The sequence below is a fragment of the Delftia sp. JD2 genome, assembly GCF_001682645.1.
In the GTDB taxonomy this organism is placed as follows: Bacteria; Pseudomonadota; Gammaproteobacteria; order Burkholderiales; family Burkholderiaceae_C; genus Comamonas; species Comamonas acidovorans.
Map to the genome: position 1 here is coordinate 1 of NZ_LFJT01000013.1, position 14,997 is coordinate 14,997.

Sequence of the window (14,997 nt, forward strand, 5' to 3'; positions counted from 1 at the left end):
GGCTGGCGCCGCTGCTGCGCCAGCCGGTGATCGTGGAAAACCGCCCCGGCGTCTCCAACACCCTGGCCGTGGACATGACGGCCAAGTCCACGGACGGGCACACCATGGTGATGGGCGTGGTCACGGCCCATGCCATTGCCCCGCACCTGCTCAAGCTGGGCTACGACAGCAACCGCGACCTGGTGCCGGTGGCCTATGTGGGCGCAGTGCCCAATGTGCTGGTGGTGGGCAACAACCTGCCCGCCAATTCGGTGCAGGAACTGGTAGCCCTGGCCCGCAAGGAGCCTGGCAGGATCAACTTCGCCAGCAGCGGCACGGGCAGCACCCAGCACATCGCGGCCGAGATGTTCAAGGACGCGGCCGGCATTGAACTGACCCACGTGCCCTACAAGGGCAGCGCCGCCGCCCTGGTGGATCTGGTCAGCGGCCAGGTGCAGATGAGCTTCGACACCATGCCTTCGGTGATCGGCCAGATCAAGGCCGGCAAGCTGCGCGCCCTGGGCGTGACATCGCACCGGCGCAACGCCCAGCTGCCCCAGGTGCCCACGCTGGCCGAGGCCGGCCTGCCCGGCGTGGAGATAGGCGCCTGGTACGGCATCTACATGCCAGCGGCCACACCCCGAGCCGTGCAGGCCCGGGTGCACGACGAGGTCAACAAGGTGCTGGCCATGCCCGAGACGCGCACGCGCCTGGAGGCCGTGGGCGCCGAACTGCAGCCCATGGGCCAGGCGGAGTTCATCGCCTTGCACAACGCCGAGTACCAGCGCTTTGGCGAAATCATCCGCAAGAACCACATCAAGATCGACTGAGCCGCACATGCCCGCATCCGAACTTCCCGTCGTCGCCCTGACCCTGGGCGATCCCGCCGGCATAGGCGCCGAACTGATCGCACGCCTGCTGGCGCGGCCCGAGGCCATGCAAAAGGCCAACATCGTGCTGGCCGGCGACCCCTGGCTGTGGCAGCAGGGCCAGCGCATCGCGGGCCTGCAGGTGTCCACCGCGCCCATCGCCAGCATGGCCCATGCACGGGGCCGCACCGACACAGCCCTGCCCGCCTTCCTGGCCATGGACACGGTGGCCCCCGATGCCGTGCACCAGGGCCGTGCCGAAGCCGCAGGCGGGCGCTCGGTGCTGCAGGTGCTGGACCGGTGCATGGACGCGGCCCAGGCCGGCCAGATCGACGCCATCTGCTTTGCGCCGCTCAACAAGCAGGCCATGAAGCTGGGCGGCCTGCGCCATGAGGACGAGCTGCACCACTTTGCCGAGCACCTGGGTGTGACTGGCTATTTCTGCGAATTCAATACGCTGGGCGATCTGTGGACCTCGCGCATTTCGTCGCATGTGCCGCTCAGGGACGTGGCCGGCTATCTGAGCCAGGAGCGCATCGCGCAGGCGGCCGAGCTGATCTACCGCGCGCTGCTGGCCAGCGGCATGGCAGCCCCCAAGGTGGCGGTGGCGGGCTTCAACCCGCACAACGGCGATGGCGGCACCTGCGGGCGCGAGGAGATCGACATCATCGCGCCGGCCGTGCGCGCGCTGCAGGCCCGCGACTGGCCCACGCCCGATCCGTTCCACGGCCCCTTCCCGGCCGACACCATCTTCCTGAAGGCCCAGGCGGGCGAGTACCAGGCCATCGTGACCATGTACCACGACCAGGGCCAGATCGCCATCAAGCTGCTGGGCTTCTCGCGCGGTGTGACCGTGCAGGGCGGCCTGCCGATCCCCATCACCACGCCGGCCCACGGCACGGCCTATGACATCGCGGGCCAGGGCCGGGCCAGCGTGGAGGCCACCTGGCAGGCCTTCCTGATCGCCTGCCGCATGGGCGCCGCGCGCCTGTGCTGACTGACTTCACTCCCTCGCCATCACCATCATGAAAATCAAATCCGTCCGCGCCCGCGTCTACGAATGGCAAGGCAAGACCGTGCCGCCCCAGGGCAACTTCTGCTCCAACGCCATGGACCTGCTCTATGCGCCGCAGGAGACCATGTCCACCTTCCGCTTCCATTCCTGGACGGTGGTGGAGATCGAGACCGACGACGGCATCGTCGGCCTGGGCAACGTGGCGCTGGCACCGCGCATCGCCAAGGCCATCATCGACGAGTACCTGGCGCCCCTGGTCATCGGCCAGGACCCGTGGGACTACGAGTACCTGTGGCAGCGCATGTACCGCGCCACGCACGCCTGGGGCCGCAAGGGCGTGACCATGGCCGCCATCTCGGCCGTGGACCTGGCCATCTGGGACATCCTGGGCAAGAGCGTGAACAAGCCTGTGTTCAAGCTGCTGGGCGGGCGCACCAAGGAAAGGATTCCCTGCTACTACAGCAAGCTCTACCGCACCGACCTCAAGGCCATGCAGGAAGAGGCGCAAAAATTCCTAGACCAGGGCTTCAAGGCCTTCAAGATGCGCTTCGGCTACGGCCCGGCCCATCTGCAGGAAGGTGTGCGCGAGAACCTGCGCTCGGTCGAGGCCGTGCGCGAGGTCATAGGCTACGACTGCGACCTGATGCTGGAGTGCTACATGGGCTGGAACCTGGAGTACGCCAGGCGCATGCTGCCCAAGCTGGAGAAGTTCGAGCCGCGCTGGCTGGAGGAGCCCGTGATCGCCGACGACATCGACGGCTACGCCGAACTCAACCGGCTCACCAGCATTCCGATCTCGGGCGGCGAGCACGAGTTCAGCCTCTACGGCTTCAAGCAACTGCTCGACAAAAAGGCCGTCAGCGTCGTGCAGTACGACACCAACCGCGTGGGCGGCATCACGGCCGCGCACAAGATCAATGCGCTGTGCGAGGCGTTCAGCGTGCCCGTCATCCCGCATGCGGGCCAGATGCACAACTACCACCTGACCATGAGCACGCTGGCCTCGCCCATGGCCGAGTACTTCCCCATCTTCGACGTGGAGGTGGGCAACGAGCTGTTCTGGTACATCTTCGACGGCGAGCCCGTGGCCGAGAACGGTTTCCTGCAGCTCAGGGACGATGTGCCGGGCCTGGGCCTCACGCTCAAGACCGAGTACCTGGACCAGTTCCGCATCGTCGAATGAGGGAGCACGCCATGCCCGGAATTTCTCGGCCGCGCTACAGCGGCATCTTCCCCGTGGTACCCACCACCTTTCACGAGGACGGCACGCTGGACCTGGCCAGCCAGAAGCGTTGCCTGGACTTCATGATCGACTCGGGCGTGGACGGCCTGTGCATCCTGGCCAACTTCTCCGAGCAGTTCCTGCTGGCCGATGACGAGCGCGAGGTCCTCACGCGCACGGCGCTGGAGCATGTGGCGGGCCGCGTGCCCGTGATCGTCACCACCACGCACACCTCGTCGCGAGTGTGCGCCGAGCGAAGCCGCCGCGCGCAGGACATGGGTGCGGCCATGGTGATGGTCATGCCGCCCTACCACGGCGCCACCTTCCGCTTCGGCGAGCCCCAGCTCCAGGGCTTCTTCCAGGCCGTGTCCGATGCCATCGCCATTCCCATCATGGTCCAGGACGCGCCGGCCGCAGGCACGCCGCTGTCCCCCGCCTTCCTCGCGCGCATGGCCCGCGAGATCGAGCAGGTCTGCTACTTCAAGATGGAAACCGCAGGCGCCGCCGGCAAGCTGCGCGAACTCATCGCCCTGGGTGGCGACGCCATCGAAGGCCCCTGGGATGGAGAGGAAGCCATCACCCTGCTGGCCGACCTGCAGGCCGGCGCCACGGGCTCCATGACGGGCGGCGGCTTTGCCGACGGCATACGCCCCATCATCGAAGCCCACAGAAACGGCGACCCCGACACCGCATTCGCCCTCTACCAGCGCTGGCTGCCGCTGATCAACCACGAAAACCGCCAGGCCGGCTTCCTGGCCGCCAAGGCGCTGATGAAGGCCGGCGGCGTGATCGCCTGCGACGCGCCGCGCGCGCCCTGGCCGCCCATGCACCCCGAGGTGCGCCGCCAGTTGCTGGACATTGCACGGCGGCTCGATCCGCTGGTGCTGCGCTGGGGGCGCTGAGGGATTGGGTTGTTGGGGGCGCATTAGAGGGGCACTAGAGGGGCACCAGAGGGCTGCAGCCGCCTGCGCATGGGCTATGCTGCCGCTCTGCCTGCCCAGCCCCAATGAATCGACTGCCGCCCATGTCCGCCACCTCTTTGCCCCCTTCCGACTTCGAGCTGGACGACGCGCTGTATGCAAGAGCCCTGACCTGGAGCGACGCCCAGGCCCTGGCCCAGCAGACCGTGAGCTTCTTCACGGCGGAGGGCGAGCGCACCATCGGCATCGATATGCAAGTGCTCGGCGCAACGCAGACATCGGCCGACACGCCCGGCATGCTGCAGTTCTCCCTGGTGTTTCGCGGTCCGCGCCAGCCGCAGCTGCCGCAGCGCACTTACCGCGTGCGCCATGCACAGCTCGGTGACTACGCCATCTTCATCACGCCCATTGCGCAGTCGGCAGGCCATGTCGATTACGAGGCCTGCTTTTCCCATGCCGTCTGAGCCGTTTGTGCCCGAGCTGCCGCCGCTGAATCTGGAGGATGTGCGGCTGCGCCTGGCCGAAGAAGCCGACTACGCTTTTCTCCGCGCCCTGTACCGCCAGGTACGCGCTGCCGAACTGGCGCCCGTGCCCTGGAGCGAAGCTGAAAAGCATGCCTTCTGCGATTCGCAGTTCGCTTTGCAGGACCAGCACTACCGCAAGCACTACGCACACGGCGCGTTTTTCGTGATCGAGAGGGCAGGTCTGCCTATAGGCCGGCTCTACCTCAATCTCGCACCCGGGCCGTTGGGAGTGATGGACATCTCGCTCGACGCCGCTGTTCAAGGCCAGGGACTGGGCACGGCCCTCATGCAATGGCTGGCCGGCTGGGCAGATCAAGAAGGGCGCGACATGCAGCTGTTCGTGGAAGCCAACAATCCAGCCCGGCGCCTGTATACGCGCCTGGGCTTTGTCGAGCAGGGCCAGGAAGGCATCTACCTGCGCATGCGCAGGACCGCGGCGCTCAGCCGCGGTTGAACACGGCTTCCAGCAGACCGCCTTGCGCGTCGCTGGGGCTCAGGAAGACGGCGTGGCTTCCCAGAGCCGGATGAGAGATTTCCCAGGTGTCCTGCAGCAACGCGCCAGGGCGGGACAACTCGAACAGTGCGCTGAAAGAGCGGTCGCCCTGCAGTGTGTGCGGCAGCGCTGCCAACGAAACCAAACGTAACTCGGAAACTTCTCCTGCTACCGAGAAGCTATGGCCCAGCAGCGGCTGAAAGTGGCTGCGGCGCAACTCCATGCCAGCCGCACAGGCGATCACTGGAATCCCGGAAACGGCCGCTGCAGCGGGCAAGGCCCCTGCAACCTGCATGAAAGCACGGCGTCCTGTCTTCATCGTGGCCCTTCCTGCCAAAGCAACGGCAGCAAAATATTTTTGCCGCGCAACAGGTTGGCATACTAAACTATTTTGCAATTATTAACGTTTTCTAACTTCACCCCACTTTGCCATGGCTCAACCCTATGTTGGGGAAATCCGGATGTTTGCCGGCAACTTCGCGCCATCAGGCTGGATGTTCTGCGAAGGGCAGCAAATGCCCATCTCGGAATACGAAACCCTTTTCACTCTGATCGGCACGACATACGGCGGTGATGGCCAAAGCACGTTCGCCCTGCCAGACATGCGTGGCCGCATCCCCCTGCACGCAGGCAACGAATTCACGCTGGCACAGGCCGCTGGAGTCGAAGAGGTCACGCTGACCGTCAATCAGATTCCAGCCCACACGCACGGCGTCCCCGCTTCCTCCGGCACCGGCTTTCTGGCCTCGCCCGCCGACGCAGTGTTTGCCAAGCACAGGGATCACAAGGCCTTTGTGAACGGCGCCCCCGCCACGTACATGGCTACATCGATGGTGAGTTCGGCAGGAGGGTCACAGCCGCATACCAATATGCCGCCCTATCTTTGCGTGAACTTCATCATCTCGCTGTTCGGCATCTATCCCTTACCCACCTGATGTCTACCCCTTTTCTCGGAGAGGTTCGCGTCTTCTCCTTCAACTTCGCCCCCAAAGGCTGGGCCCTTTGCAATGGGCAATTGCTGCCCATCAACCAGAACCAGGCACTGTTCTCGCTGCTGGGCACCACCTACGGTGGTAACGGGCAGACCAACTTTGCACTGCCCGACCTGCGCGGCCGCATGCCCATGCACATGGGAGCCGGCCATACGCTGGGAGAGAGAGCAGGCGAGCAAGCCCATACCCTGACCCTGCCAGAGATACCGCAGCACAGCCACGCCATGGCCGCTTCCGGCACCACGGGCCAGGCGACATCGGGCAACGGCAACCTGCCTGCAGCGGCGCGCGGCCACTATGCGCAAAGCGGCAATACGACCATGCCCGCCCTGTTGGCCAATGTGGGCGGCAGCCAGCCACACCTCAATATGCCGCCCTATCTGGCACTGAGCTTTTGCATGGCCATGCAAGGCCTCTTTCCTTCTCAGACCTGAAGACCATGTCCGATCCCTTCGTCGCCGAAATCCGCCTTGGCGGGTTCAACTTCGCACCCAAGGGCTGGGCCTTTTGCGATGGTCAGCTCATACCGCTTTCTCAGAACACGGCGCTGTTTTCCCTGCTGGGAACGGCATATGGTGGAGATGGCAAGTCCAACTTCGCGCTTCCCGACTTGCAGGGCCGCATGCCCATGCACCCGGGCCAAGGACCTGGACTGTCACTGCGCGATCTGGGCGAATCCGGCGGTGTTGAAACCGTGACGCTGCAGGCATCGGAAATTCCCGTCCACAGCCATCTGGCCCGAGCGGGCACGCCTGCGGATCCCGCTGTAGCAAGCCCGGCAGGCGCCGTCCTGGGCACCGCACCGACGCGCCCCTACATCGCGCCAGCCTCCAACACCTCTGCGGTCACCATGGCTCCCCCTCAACCTGCGGGCGGCAGCCAGCCACACAACAATCTTCCGCCCTACCTGGTCATGAACTTCATCATCGCCTTGCAGGGCATCTTCCCCGCACGGAGCTGAGTACACCTATGCGCAGTTCCATTGCGGCCCTGACCCTGTTGGCCCTGACCACGGGGGTCCAGGCCGATCCCCTGGTCCAACGCGAATTCTCCGGCAGGGACAACCGCTTCATAGAGATACCCGGTGCCGGCTTTCGCGCCATGGCCGCAGGCAAGCGCATCAGTTTCGATGCGCAAGGCATGAGCATCGACCTGCCCGGCCAGACCAACGGCGTGCAAGGCCGGTCGGCGGCCGCATCCGGCGTGGCACGGAGCCTGAGCCTGCGCCCGGATTCGCGCCTGCGCTACAGCTTCGAGAACGCATCGATGTCGGCCCCGCAGGGCCTGCACCCTTCGCCCACGCTCTACCACTGGCTGGTCGGCGAAGCCGCGCAATGGCGCACGGGCCTGCGCAGCTTCGGCGCCTTGGGCTACCGCAGTGTCTGGCCCGGCATTGATGCCGTCTTCCAGGGTGAGCCCGGTGGCCTCAAATACCAGTTTGAACTGGCTCCTGGTGCCGATGCCGCACAGGTCTGGCTGCGCGTGGAAGGTGCGACGGATGCACGCATCCTGCCCACGGGAGCGCTGCAGTGGAGCATAGGCAACGACCTTTTCACCGACGATGCACCGCTGGTCTACCAACCCCGGGGCAATGGCCGCGTGGACGTGCCCGCCCGCTACCGGCTGGAGCAGGTGGATGCCACCACCTGGCGCGTGGGCTTTGAGCTGGGCAGCCATGACAAAGGCCTGCCGCTGGTCATCGATCCGGCCTGGACCGGCTACTCGGGCCTGGTCGGAGGCAACTCGGCCGACCAGGTCAACGCCGTGGCGCGAGACAGCGACGGCAACACCTACGCCTGTGGCGTGACGCAATCGTCCGACCTGCCCAACGCGGGCAGCAGCAAAGGTGGCGAGGATGCCTTCGTCGTCAGATTCGATCCCAAGGGTGTCCCCATGAGCGTCACTTATGTGGGCGGATCGGAAGACGACGCCTGCAACGGCCTGGCCGTGGACATACAAAACCGCATCCACCTGGCGGGCAGCACGGAATCCACCGGCTTCCCCCTGCTTGGCACAGATGCCAACCAACGCTTTCGGCGCAGCAAGAGCACGACGGATAGGGATGCCTTCGTCATGCGCCTGGCACCAGACGGTGCCGGCATTCTGTATTCGGGCCTGATTGGTGGAACGGGTGACGATCAGGCCAATGCCCTGGCTCTGGACACCCTTGGCCGGGTCTATGTGACCGGATTCACGGAAGGCAAAGGCTTTCCTGCCGTAAGCGGACCGCAGCTCAACCACGGCTCCGGCCCTGCGCAGTCAGAAATGCGGGATGCCTTCGTGGCCCGCATCGACGCTTCAGGCAGCGGGCTGGAGTACGCCGGATACATCGGCGGCGACGGCGGCGCCGACATCGCATATGCCATTGCCGTGGACGGCACCGGCGCGGCCTATGTGGCTGGCGCTACCGACTCTGTCTCGGGGATGCCGGGCGCCACGGGCCTCAGGACACAAATCAATTCGCGCGCCATCGATGGATCAGACGGCTTCGTCGCCAAGATCCGGGCCGACGGCAGCGCCTTCGACTACTTCACGCTGCTGACAGGCTCGGGCGCCGGTGCAGACCGTGCACTGGCCCTGAACCTGATGTATGACGGCTCACTGCTCGTGGGCGGGGAGACCGGGTCCGACAACTTTCCCGCCGACAACAGCGGACGGCGCCAGGGCCTCGGGCCGCAGATCGCGCGCAGCACCGGCATGGACGGCTTTGTGCTGCGCCTGAATGCATCAGGAGACCAGGTGCTGGACGCCACCTACCTGGGTGGCAATGGCTACGACAGCGTGGAAGGGCTGGCCAGCGACGGCAGGAACTGGTTCGCCACGGGCAGCACCAACAATGGCGCAGGCTTTCCCGTCAAGGCTCAAAGCGGCCTGTCCACCACGCCAGGTGGCAAGCAGGACGGCTTCCTGGTCAGCGTCGCAACCAACAATCCGAACAGCTGGGACTATGCCGGGTTCCTGGGCACCTCGGAAAACGAGGCCATGCGCAGCCTGGCCGCAACCAATGTGCAGGGCAGGACCCTTCTTTCCGTGGGCGGCGCCACCACCACATCGGGCACCAACGGCCTGACCAACCCTGCGAACAGCGCCCTCAGCGCAAACGAGAGCCTTTCGAATGGCCTGGTATTTCGCATCGATCCTTTCGGCCCACCTGCGGCCATGGCGGTGCTCACTGGCTCTCAACAGTCCACCCGCATCCAGCAGCCTTTTGCCACGCCGTTGTCGGTCAAGGTCACCGACATCGACGACCAGCCGCTTGCCGGCATCATGGTGGACTTCAATGCGCCTGCCGCATCGGGGCCATCCACCACCTTTGCCACAAGAACCTCGGTCACGACCAACGCCCAGGGCATCGCATCGCTGAGTGCCACGGCCAACCTGTTCGCCGGCAGCTATACCGTGACGGCGCAGGCAGGGGCGGCCAGCACCTCGTTCTCGCTGACCAATGACAAGAGCCCGCAGGCTGCACTGACGGCAAGTGCAGCACTCCAGACCCTGCCCTATGCCAGCACCACCACGCTGAGCACCAACGGCGGCTCTGGCGCAGGCGCCATCAGCTACGCCGTAACCGCAGGCGCGGCCTATTGCACCCTGACAGGCAACACGGTCACAGCCACGGCCGTGGGCGATTGCACCGTGACGGCGACCAAGGCGGGAGACGCCAGCTACCTGGCCGCCACGACCACCGTGGACATCTCGGTGATCAAGGCCCAGCAGCCCGCTCTGACGGCGACGGCAACGCCCAGCACGCTGGCGGCCTTCAGCACGGCCGCGCTGTCAACCAGTGGCGGCGCAGGGTCCGGCGCCGTGGGCTTTTCCATCACGGATGGAGCCGCCTTTTGCTCCGTCAACGGCAACACGCTCACTGCGGAAGGCACGGGCACCTGCACAGTGACCGCCACCAAGCTGGGCGATGCCAACTACCAGGACACGCTGGCCACCACCGTGGTGACCGTGACCCCTGCAGCCCAGGTCACCCTGAGCGTGCAGTCCACGCCTTCGACCCTGACCTTCGGCGCCACGGCAACCCTGGCGACCACTGGGGGTTCGGGCAGCGGCGCCGTCACCTACGCCGTGACGGGTGGTGCCCAGTTCTGCGCGGTGACCGGCAACCAGTTGAGTGCCATTGGCGCCGGCAGTTGCACCATCACGGCCACCAAGGCTGGCGACATCAACCACCAGGCCATCAGCGCCAGCACCACCGTCATCGTGGCCAAGGCTGGACAGACAGCACTGTCGGTGCAGGCCAGTCCTGCAGCCATCAGCTTTGGCGGCATTTCGCAACTGAGCACCACGGGCGGCTCGGGCACCGGCGCCATCGGCTTGAGCGTCGCGGGCCCCTGCAGCATCGCGGGCTCCACGCTCACCGGCCTGGGTGTCGGAACCTGTACGGTCACGGCCACCAAGGCAGCGGATGCCGACCATGAAGAGGCCACGGCCAGCACTTCGGTGACGGTGTCACAGGCAAGCCAGGTGGCCCTGTCCGTGGTGGCATCACCCGCCAGCATTCCCAAAGGCGACTCCAGCACGGTCACCGTCACCGGCGGCAGCGGCAGCGGTGTGCTCACGCTGGCGCTGACGGCAGGCGCTGGCAACTGCACGCTGTTCGGCAACACCGTCACCGGCACGGCCGTAGGCAGCTGCACGGTGACGGCAACCAAGGCGGCCGATGCCAACCATGCACAGGCCACCGGCTCGGTACAGATTGCAGTCGGCAAGGCAATCCAGAACATCACCTTCGATTTCTCGTCCCTGCGTTATCTGAGCCCCCAGGCCCTGTCGCTGGCAAACGCCGCCGGAACCAACTCCAACCTGCCCATCAGCTTCAGCAGCCTCACTCCTCAGACCTGTGTGGTCACCGGCACCTCGCTGCGGCTGATGCGCACGGGAGATTGCACGCTGCAGGCCAGCCAGGCCGGCGATGCCGAGTACGCCGCGGCAACGCCCGTGAACCAGACCTTCACGATCACCCTGCCCCCCCACTCTCTGAGCACCATCACCGGTGCCGTGGGCGGAACGACGGTCTCAGCAGAGATTGCTGCGGGAAGCCCATGGGTCTTCACACCCATGGGAACAGGCCCGGCGCAGACTGCGGGCTTCATCCCGCTGCAGGGGCACATCAGGTCACCTGCCGACGCACCGCCTGCCAATCTTCAGTTCCCGCTGGGCCTGTTCGATTTCGCTGTCCACAACGGTGCGCCGGGATCCACGGTGAGCATCAAGCTCACGTTCCCGAACAATCTGCCCCGCAATGCACAGTACTGGAAGTACGGCCCCACGTCCGACAACGCAACGCCGCACTGGTATCACTTCACCGGCGCGCAGTTCAACGCCAGCGACAACAGCGTGACGCTGACGATTGAAGACGGCAGGAACGGCGATGACGACCTGGATGTGAACGCCTTCATCAGTGACCCGGGCGGCGTGGCCGTGGTGGCCGCCGCTGCCGGCGGCAGCCCCGCGGCCATTCCCACGCTTTCGCAATGGGGCCAGTGGACGCTGGCAGCGCTGATGCTGGGCGTCGCAGTCCTGGCCGGACGCCGCACGCGAATGCGCAAGCCGCGCTGAGTCGTACGCTGTAGCCGGGGGCTGCTCACGCGCCCCCGACTACCCGAGTCAAGCCCCCACGATCCCCGACACATCCAGCACATACATCTGCCGCTGGTGCTCGTGCACGGAGTCGATGCAGACCTGGCGCCCGTCACGGCTCCAGCGCGGGTGCAGGTCGCAGCGGTTTTCCTTGCTGAGATCGGGCGAGGCGTAGAAGCTGCCCAGGTCGTGGCGCTCGCCCGTGTGCATGTCGTACAGGAACAGGAAGCGCTCGTGCGTTCGGTCGTCGGGGTAGGTATCGCTGAGCAGCCAGCGCGTGTCCACGGGCGAGAAGCTCATGTGGCCGTTCTCCACCAGCACGCCTGCACCCACCACCTGCACGTCACCGCCCTCCACATCGTCATAGAGGTGATAGTGGATCTCCCCGGCATGCGGGCCCCACACAATGATGTGGTTGTCGTCCTGCCATAGCGGATGCGAGATCTGGTATTCGGACTTTTCGTAGTCGAAAGTACCCACGGCCATCGGGTCGAAGTCGTCGGCCAGCTGGGGCAGCGGATGGTCCGAGCATTCGAGCAGGCGCATGTCGGAGCCGTCGGGCGCCATGGTGATCAGGCGGTGCAGAAAGCAGGTTTCGTCCTTGACGCGTTCGGTCCAGCGGTGCAGGAACAGGATGCGCGATGACGACGGGTTGACCTCGATATGGCTGACCCAGTGGATGGCCTTGTCCATCGATGTGCGGTGATGAAAGGCCTTGAGCCGCGCATAGCTGGCCAGCAGCCTTGCCTCGCCCGTCGCGACCTCCATGCGCCAGATGCCGTCGTCCTCGGGCGCCAAGGGCAACGCGAAGGGACCACCCTCTTCGCTGTAGCCAATGGTTTCGTGCGTGACGTACAGACGACGGTAGTCCACGCACAGCGCCCAGGCACTGCTGGGCGCCACCACATACACAGGCATGGGCAGGGTGCGCCGCTCGCCGCTGTCCACATCGATGACCACGGAGCCGAACCCCGGATAGCGTCCCCCGGAATCTGCCGTCCTGTCGTTGTGGATCAGTTGGCGGCCCGCCAGCCCGTCCAGCCACTGCAGCTGGCTGCCCATCTGCCAGTTCCAGGCGCCTGTCTCGCCCACGGCGTGGAAGCGGTCGCCGTTTTCGGTATCGAAGTAGCCGATGGAAGCCCGCGCCTGGGGCGTGAGGTACTGGTCCATCCACGGCGTTTGCTGCGCCAGCACCAGGCGGTTGCTGCGGTCCCAGCTGGACTTGTTGTAGTAGCCGAAGAAGTGGTGCTGGCGGCCATCGCCCAGGCGGCGGCAGGGGACGAAGGATGCGGGGGTGTTCGAAGTCATGGAGCGTTTCATTGGGCGGAGATGTGGCCTTCGGCGATCACGCGGTCCCAACGCTGCTTTTCGCGGGCAACGAAGGATTGCGCCTCAGGCAGGCTGTTGGCGACGGCGCTCATGCCCTGCTCTTGCAGGCCCTTGCGGAACTCGGGCGTGGCCACGACCTTTCGGATGTCGTCATTGAGCTTTTTGACGATGGCCTCGGGCACCTTGGAGGAGACGGCCACCGTGGTCCAGGAGGTGGCCACATAGTCCTTGAGCCCGGACTCGGCCGCCGTGGGCACGTCCGGCAGGGCCGGCAGTCGCTGGCTGCCCGTGACGGCCAACGCCTTGAGCTTGCCGCCGCGTATGTGCGACAGCACCGTGGGCGGGTTCTCGAACATGAGCTGGATCTGGCCGCCCAGCAGGTCGTTGAGCGCGGCCGAGCTGCCGCGATAAGGCACGTGCACGATGGGCGCGCCTGCCTGCAGCTTGTACAGCTCGCCCATCATGTGCACGGACGAGCCCACGCCGGCCGAGCCGAAGTTGACCGTGCCAGGCGCCTTTTTGGCCAGCGCTGTCAGCTCGGCCAGGTTGCTGGCGGGAAGGCTGGGCGTGGCCACCACCACATGCGGCATCTCGGCCAGCACGGTCACCACGCGCAGATCCTTTGCCGGGTCATAGGCCAGCTTGCCGTACACGCCATAGGCGGCATGCAGGCCGATGGAGCCCACCATCAGCGTGTAGCCGTCGGCCGGCTGATCTGCCACATATCGGCCTCCCAGATGACCGCCCGCGCCGGGCTTGTTTTCCACCACCACCGGCTGGCCCCAGAGCCGGCTCAGGCGGTCGGCCAGCATGCGTGCCTGCACGTCGGAGCTGCCGCCTGCAGTGAACGGCACGATGATGCGCAGCTGGCGCCCTGGCTGGGGAAAGCCATCCTGCGCGATGGCGGTGACTGGCGCCGCGCCTGCCACCGAGGCGGAGATGGCCGCAGCGAGCATGGCGGCTTTGCGGCCTGCGCTTGTCTTGATCATGGAATCCTTTCGATGGCGCTGCTGCGCCTGGGCAAACGATGCAATGGGGCCAGTGTAGAAATCCGGGCATCTTTGGAAAAATGCATTTTTCCGTGGCCTCTATACAAAAAAGATATACATTGCCAGCCACCCCGAGCAGGACCGAATCGCCATGTCCAGACCCCTGAGCGCCCGAGAGATCGAAGCCTTCCGTGCCGTCATGCAGACCGGCACCACCACGGCCGCGGCGCGGCTGCTGCACACCACGCAGCCTTCGGTCAGCCGGCTGCTGGCCCAGATGCAGGCGGCCGCAGGGCTCAAGCTGTTCGACATGCACAAGGGCCGCCTGCGCCCCACGGCCGAGGCCGTGGAACTGTTCGCCACCGTGCAGCAGCATTTCCTGGGGCGCGAGCGCATAGAGCGCGACCTGGCCGCACTGCGCCAGTCCGGCGCCGGCACGCTGCGCATAGGCTGCACGCCGGCCCTGGGCCTGAGCGTGATCCCGGCCGTGGTGCGCAGCTTCGCGCAGCGCTACCCGGGCACCCACATCAGCCTGCAGACCCTGGGCTCCACGCCCTTGCGCGAGGGCCTGCTGCATGGCCACTTCGACCTGGTGGTCAGCACCATGGCGCTGAGCACGCCCGAGCTGGATGCCACCGTGCTGCACCGCAGCCGCGCCGTCTGCGTCATGCACCCGGACCATGCGCTGGCCACGCGCACGCGGCTGCATGTGCGCGATCTGCAGGGCCAGCTGCTGCTGACCCTCAACGCCGATGACGACATCTACCTGCAACTGCGCAGCACCATGCAGGAGCAGGGCATAGAAGCCGGCTCCACCATGGAGACCACCTACTCCTCCACCATCTGCAGCCTGGCCGCACAGGGGCTGGGGCTGGGCGTGGTCAACCCCTACGTGGCCTCGGTGTTCGCGCGCGACCTGCGTGTGCTGCCACTGCTTCCAGCCTGCGCGGTGGAGGTGGTGCTGGCCCTGCCGCCCCAATACGCGCCCACCGAAAGGGCTGACTGCTTCGTGCAGTTGCTGCGCGAGCAATTGCACGCCTATCCGCAGGCCCGCACGCCCTAAAATTGCGGCCGAT

14 protein-coding genes are annotated in these 14,997 nt (G+C 65.9%); 11 read left to right on the plus strand and 3 right to left on the minus strand.

What is annotated here, in order from left to right:
• The 6 genes from ACM14_RS09310 to ACM14_RS09335 form a co-directional block, all read left to right on the plus strand.
• On the plus strand, positions 1–809 hold an 809-nt coding region (locus tag ACM14_RS09310; protein ID WP_065345997.1), incomplete at its 5' end, for a tripartite tricarboxylate transporter substrate binding protein.
• Positions 810–816: 7 nt separating this feature from the next.
• Positions 817–1,845, plus strand: coding sequence for a 4-hydroxythreonine-4-phosphate dehydrogenase PdxA (locus ACM14_RS09315; RefSeq protein ID WP_065345998.1), 1,029 nt, complete (start codon positions 817–819; stop codon positions 1,843–1,845).
• A 28-nt stretch (positions 1,846–1,873) separates the two neighbouring features.
• On the plus strand, positions 1,874–3,046 hold the full coding sequence (locus ACM14_RS09320; RefSeq protein ID WP_065345999.1) for an L-rhamnonate dehydratase: 1,173 nt from the start codon (positions 1,874–1,876) through the stop codon (positions 3,044–3,046).
• Between the two features lie 11 nt (positions 3,047–3,057).
• Positions 3,058–3,987 carry a dihydrodipicolinate synthase family protein gene (locus ACM14_RS09325; RefSeq protein ID WP_065346000.1) on the plus strand — a complete coding sequence of 310 codons (930 nt, stop codon included), beginning with the start codon at positions 3,058–3,060 and terminating at the stop codon, positions 3,985–3,987.
• A gap of 122 nt (positions 3,988–4,109) precedes the next feature.
• Positions 4,110–4,469 carry a hypothetical protein gene (locus tag ACM14_RS09330; RefSeq protein ID WP_065346001.1) on the plus strand — a complete coding sequence of 120 codons (360 nt, stop codon included), beginning with the start codon at positions 4,110–4,112 and terminating at the stop codon, positions 4,467–4,469.
• Positions 4,459–4,983 carry a GNAT family N-acetyltransferase gene (locus tag ACM14_RS09335; protein ID WP_065346002.1) on the plus strand — a complete coding sequence of 175 codons (525 nt, stop codon included), beginning with the start codon at positions 4,459–4,461 and terminating at the stop codon, positions 4,981–4,983. The genes ACM14_RS09330 and ACM14_RS09335 overlap by 11 nt, the downstream gene beginning before the upstream one ends.
• On the opposite strand, the gene ACM14_RS09340 is transcribed toward ACM14_RS09335, so the two are convergent.
• Positions 4,970–5,341 (minus strand): hypothetical protein, encoded by a 372-nt coding sequence (locus tag ACM14_RS09340; protein WP_043795897.1) that lies wholly within the window; start codon positions 5,339–5,341, stop codon positions 4,970–4,972. The genes ACM14_RS09335 and ACM14_RS09340 overlap by 14 nt on opposite strands.
• Before the next feature lie 142 nt (positions 5,342–5,483).
• Here ACM14_RS09340 and ACM14_RS09345 point away from each other — a divergent pair, with 142 nt between their 5' ends.
• From ACM14_RS09345 to ACM14_RS09360, 4 genes are read left to right on the plus strand one after another with little or no spacing between them, the layout of a single operon-like run.
• On the plus strand, positions 5,484–5,957 hold the full coding sequence (locus tag ACM14_RS09345) for a phage tail protein (protein ID WP_065346003.1): 474 nt from the start codon (positions 5,484–5,486) through the stop codon (positions 5,955–5,957).
• Positions 5,957–6,448 (plus strand): phage tail protein, encoded by a 492-nt coding sequence (locus ACM14_RS09350; RefSeq protein ID WP_013801405.1) that lies wholly within the window; start codon positions 5,957–5,959, stop codon positions 6,446–6,448. The genes ACM14_RS09345 and ACM14_RS09350 overlap by 1 nt, the downstream gene beginning before the upstream one ends.
• Positions 6,449–6,453: 5 nt before the next feature.
• On the plus strand, positions 6,454–6,975 hold the full coding sequence (locus tag ACM14_RS09355; RefSeq protein WP_013801404.1) for a phage tail protein: 522 nt from the start codon (positions 6,454–6,456) through the stop codon (positions 6,973–6,975).
• An 8-nt stretch (positions 6,976–6,983) separates the two neighbouring features.
• Positions 6,984–11,582, plus strand: coding sequence for an IPTL-CTERM sorting domain-containing protein (locus ACM14_RS09360; protein ID WP_065346004.1), 4,599 nt, complete (start codon positions 6,984–6,986; stop codon positions 11,580–11,582).
• A gap of 48 nt (positions 11,583–11,630) precedes the next feature.
• Here ACM14_RS09360 and ACM14_RS09365 read toward each other — a convergent pair whose 3' ends face one another.
• Complete coding sequence (locus tag ACM14_RS09365) at positions 11,631–12,923, minus strand: hypothetical protein (protein WP_065346005.1); 1,293 nt, start codon at positions 12,921–12,923, stop codon at positions 11,631–11,633.
• Entirely contained in the window at positions 12,920–13,921 is a 1,002-nt protein-coding gene (locus ACM14_RS09370; protein WP_013801401.1) for a tripartite tricarboxylate transporter substrate binding protein, read from the minus strand. The genes ACM14_RS09365 and ACM14_RS09370 overlap by 4 nt, the downstream gene beginning before the upstream one ends.
• A gap of 151 nt (positions 13,922–14,072) precedes the next feature.
• Here ACM14_RS09370 and ACM14_RS09375 point away from each other — a divergent pair, with 151 nt between their 5' ends.
• Complete coding sequence (locus ACM14_RS09375) at positions 14,073–14,984, plus strand: LysR family transcriptional regulator (RefSeq protein WP_034396253.1); 912 nt, start codon at positions 14,073–14,075, stop codon at positions 14,982–14,984.
• Positions 14,985–14,997 lie beyond the last annotated feature (13 nt).

Excerpts from the sequence above, each read along its gene's own strand:
- ACM14_RS09365 (WP_065346005.1), bottom strand. The coding sequence starts at position 12,923 with ATGAAACGCTCCATGACTTCGAACACCCCCGCATCCTTCGTCCCCTGC.
- ACM14_RS09345 (WP_065346003.1), top strand. The coding sequence starts at position 5,484 with ATGTTTGCCGGCAACTTCGCGCCATCAGGCTGGATGTTCTGCGAAGGG.
- ACM14_RS09320 (WP_065345999.1), top strand. The coding sequence starts at position 1,874 with ATGAAAATCAAATCCGTCCGCGCCCGCGTCTACGAATGGCAAGGCAAG.
- ACM14_RS09330 (WP_065346001.1), top strand. The coding sequence starts at position 4,110 with ATGTCCGCCACCTCTTTGCCCCCTTCCGACTTCGAGCTGGACGACGCG.
- ACM14_RS09340 (WP_043795897.1), bottom strand. The coding sequence starts at position 5,341 with ATGAAGACAGGACGCCGTGCTTTCATGCAGGTTGCAGGGGCCTTGCCC.
- ACM14_RS09355 (WP_013801404.1), top strand. The coding sequence starts at position 6,454 with ATGTCCGATCCCTTCGTCGCCGAAATCCGCCTTGGCGGGTTCAACTTC.
- ACM14_RS09325 (WP_065346000.1), top strand. The coding sequence starts at position 3,058 with ATGCCCGGAATTTCTCGGCCGCGCTACAGCGGCATCTTCCCCGTGGTA.
- ACM14_RS09360 (WP_065346004.1), top strand. The coding sequence starts at position 6,984 with ATGCGCAGTTCCATTGCGGCCCTGACCCTGTTGGCCCTGACCACGGGG.
- ACM14_RS09375 (WP_034396253.1), top strand. The coding sequence starts at position 14,073 with ATGTCCAGACCCCTGAGCGCCCGAGAGATCGAAGCCTTCCGTGCCGTC.
- ACM14_RS09315 (WP_065345998.1), top strand. The coding sequence starts at position 817 with ATGCCCGCATCCGAACTTCCCGTCGTCGCCCTGACCCTGGGCGATCCC.
- ACM14_RS09370 (WP_013801401.1), bottom strand. The coding sequence starts at position 13,921 with ATGATCAAGACAAGCGCAGGCCGCAAAGCCGCCATGCTCGCTGCGGCC.
- ACM14_RS09335 (WP_065346002.1), top strand. The coding sequence starts at position 4,459 with ATGCCGTCTGAGCCGTTTGTGCCCGAGCTGCCGCCGCTGAATCTGGAG.
- ACM14_RS09350 (WP_013801405.1), top strand. The coding sequence starts at position 5,957 with ATGTCTACCCCTTTTCTCGGAGAGGTTCGCGTCTTCTCCTTCAACTTC.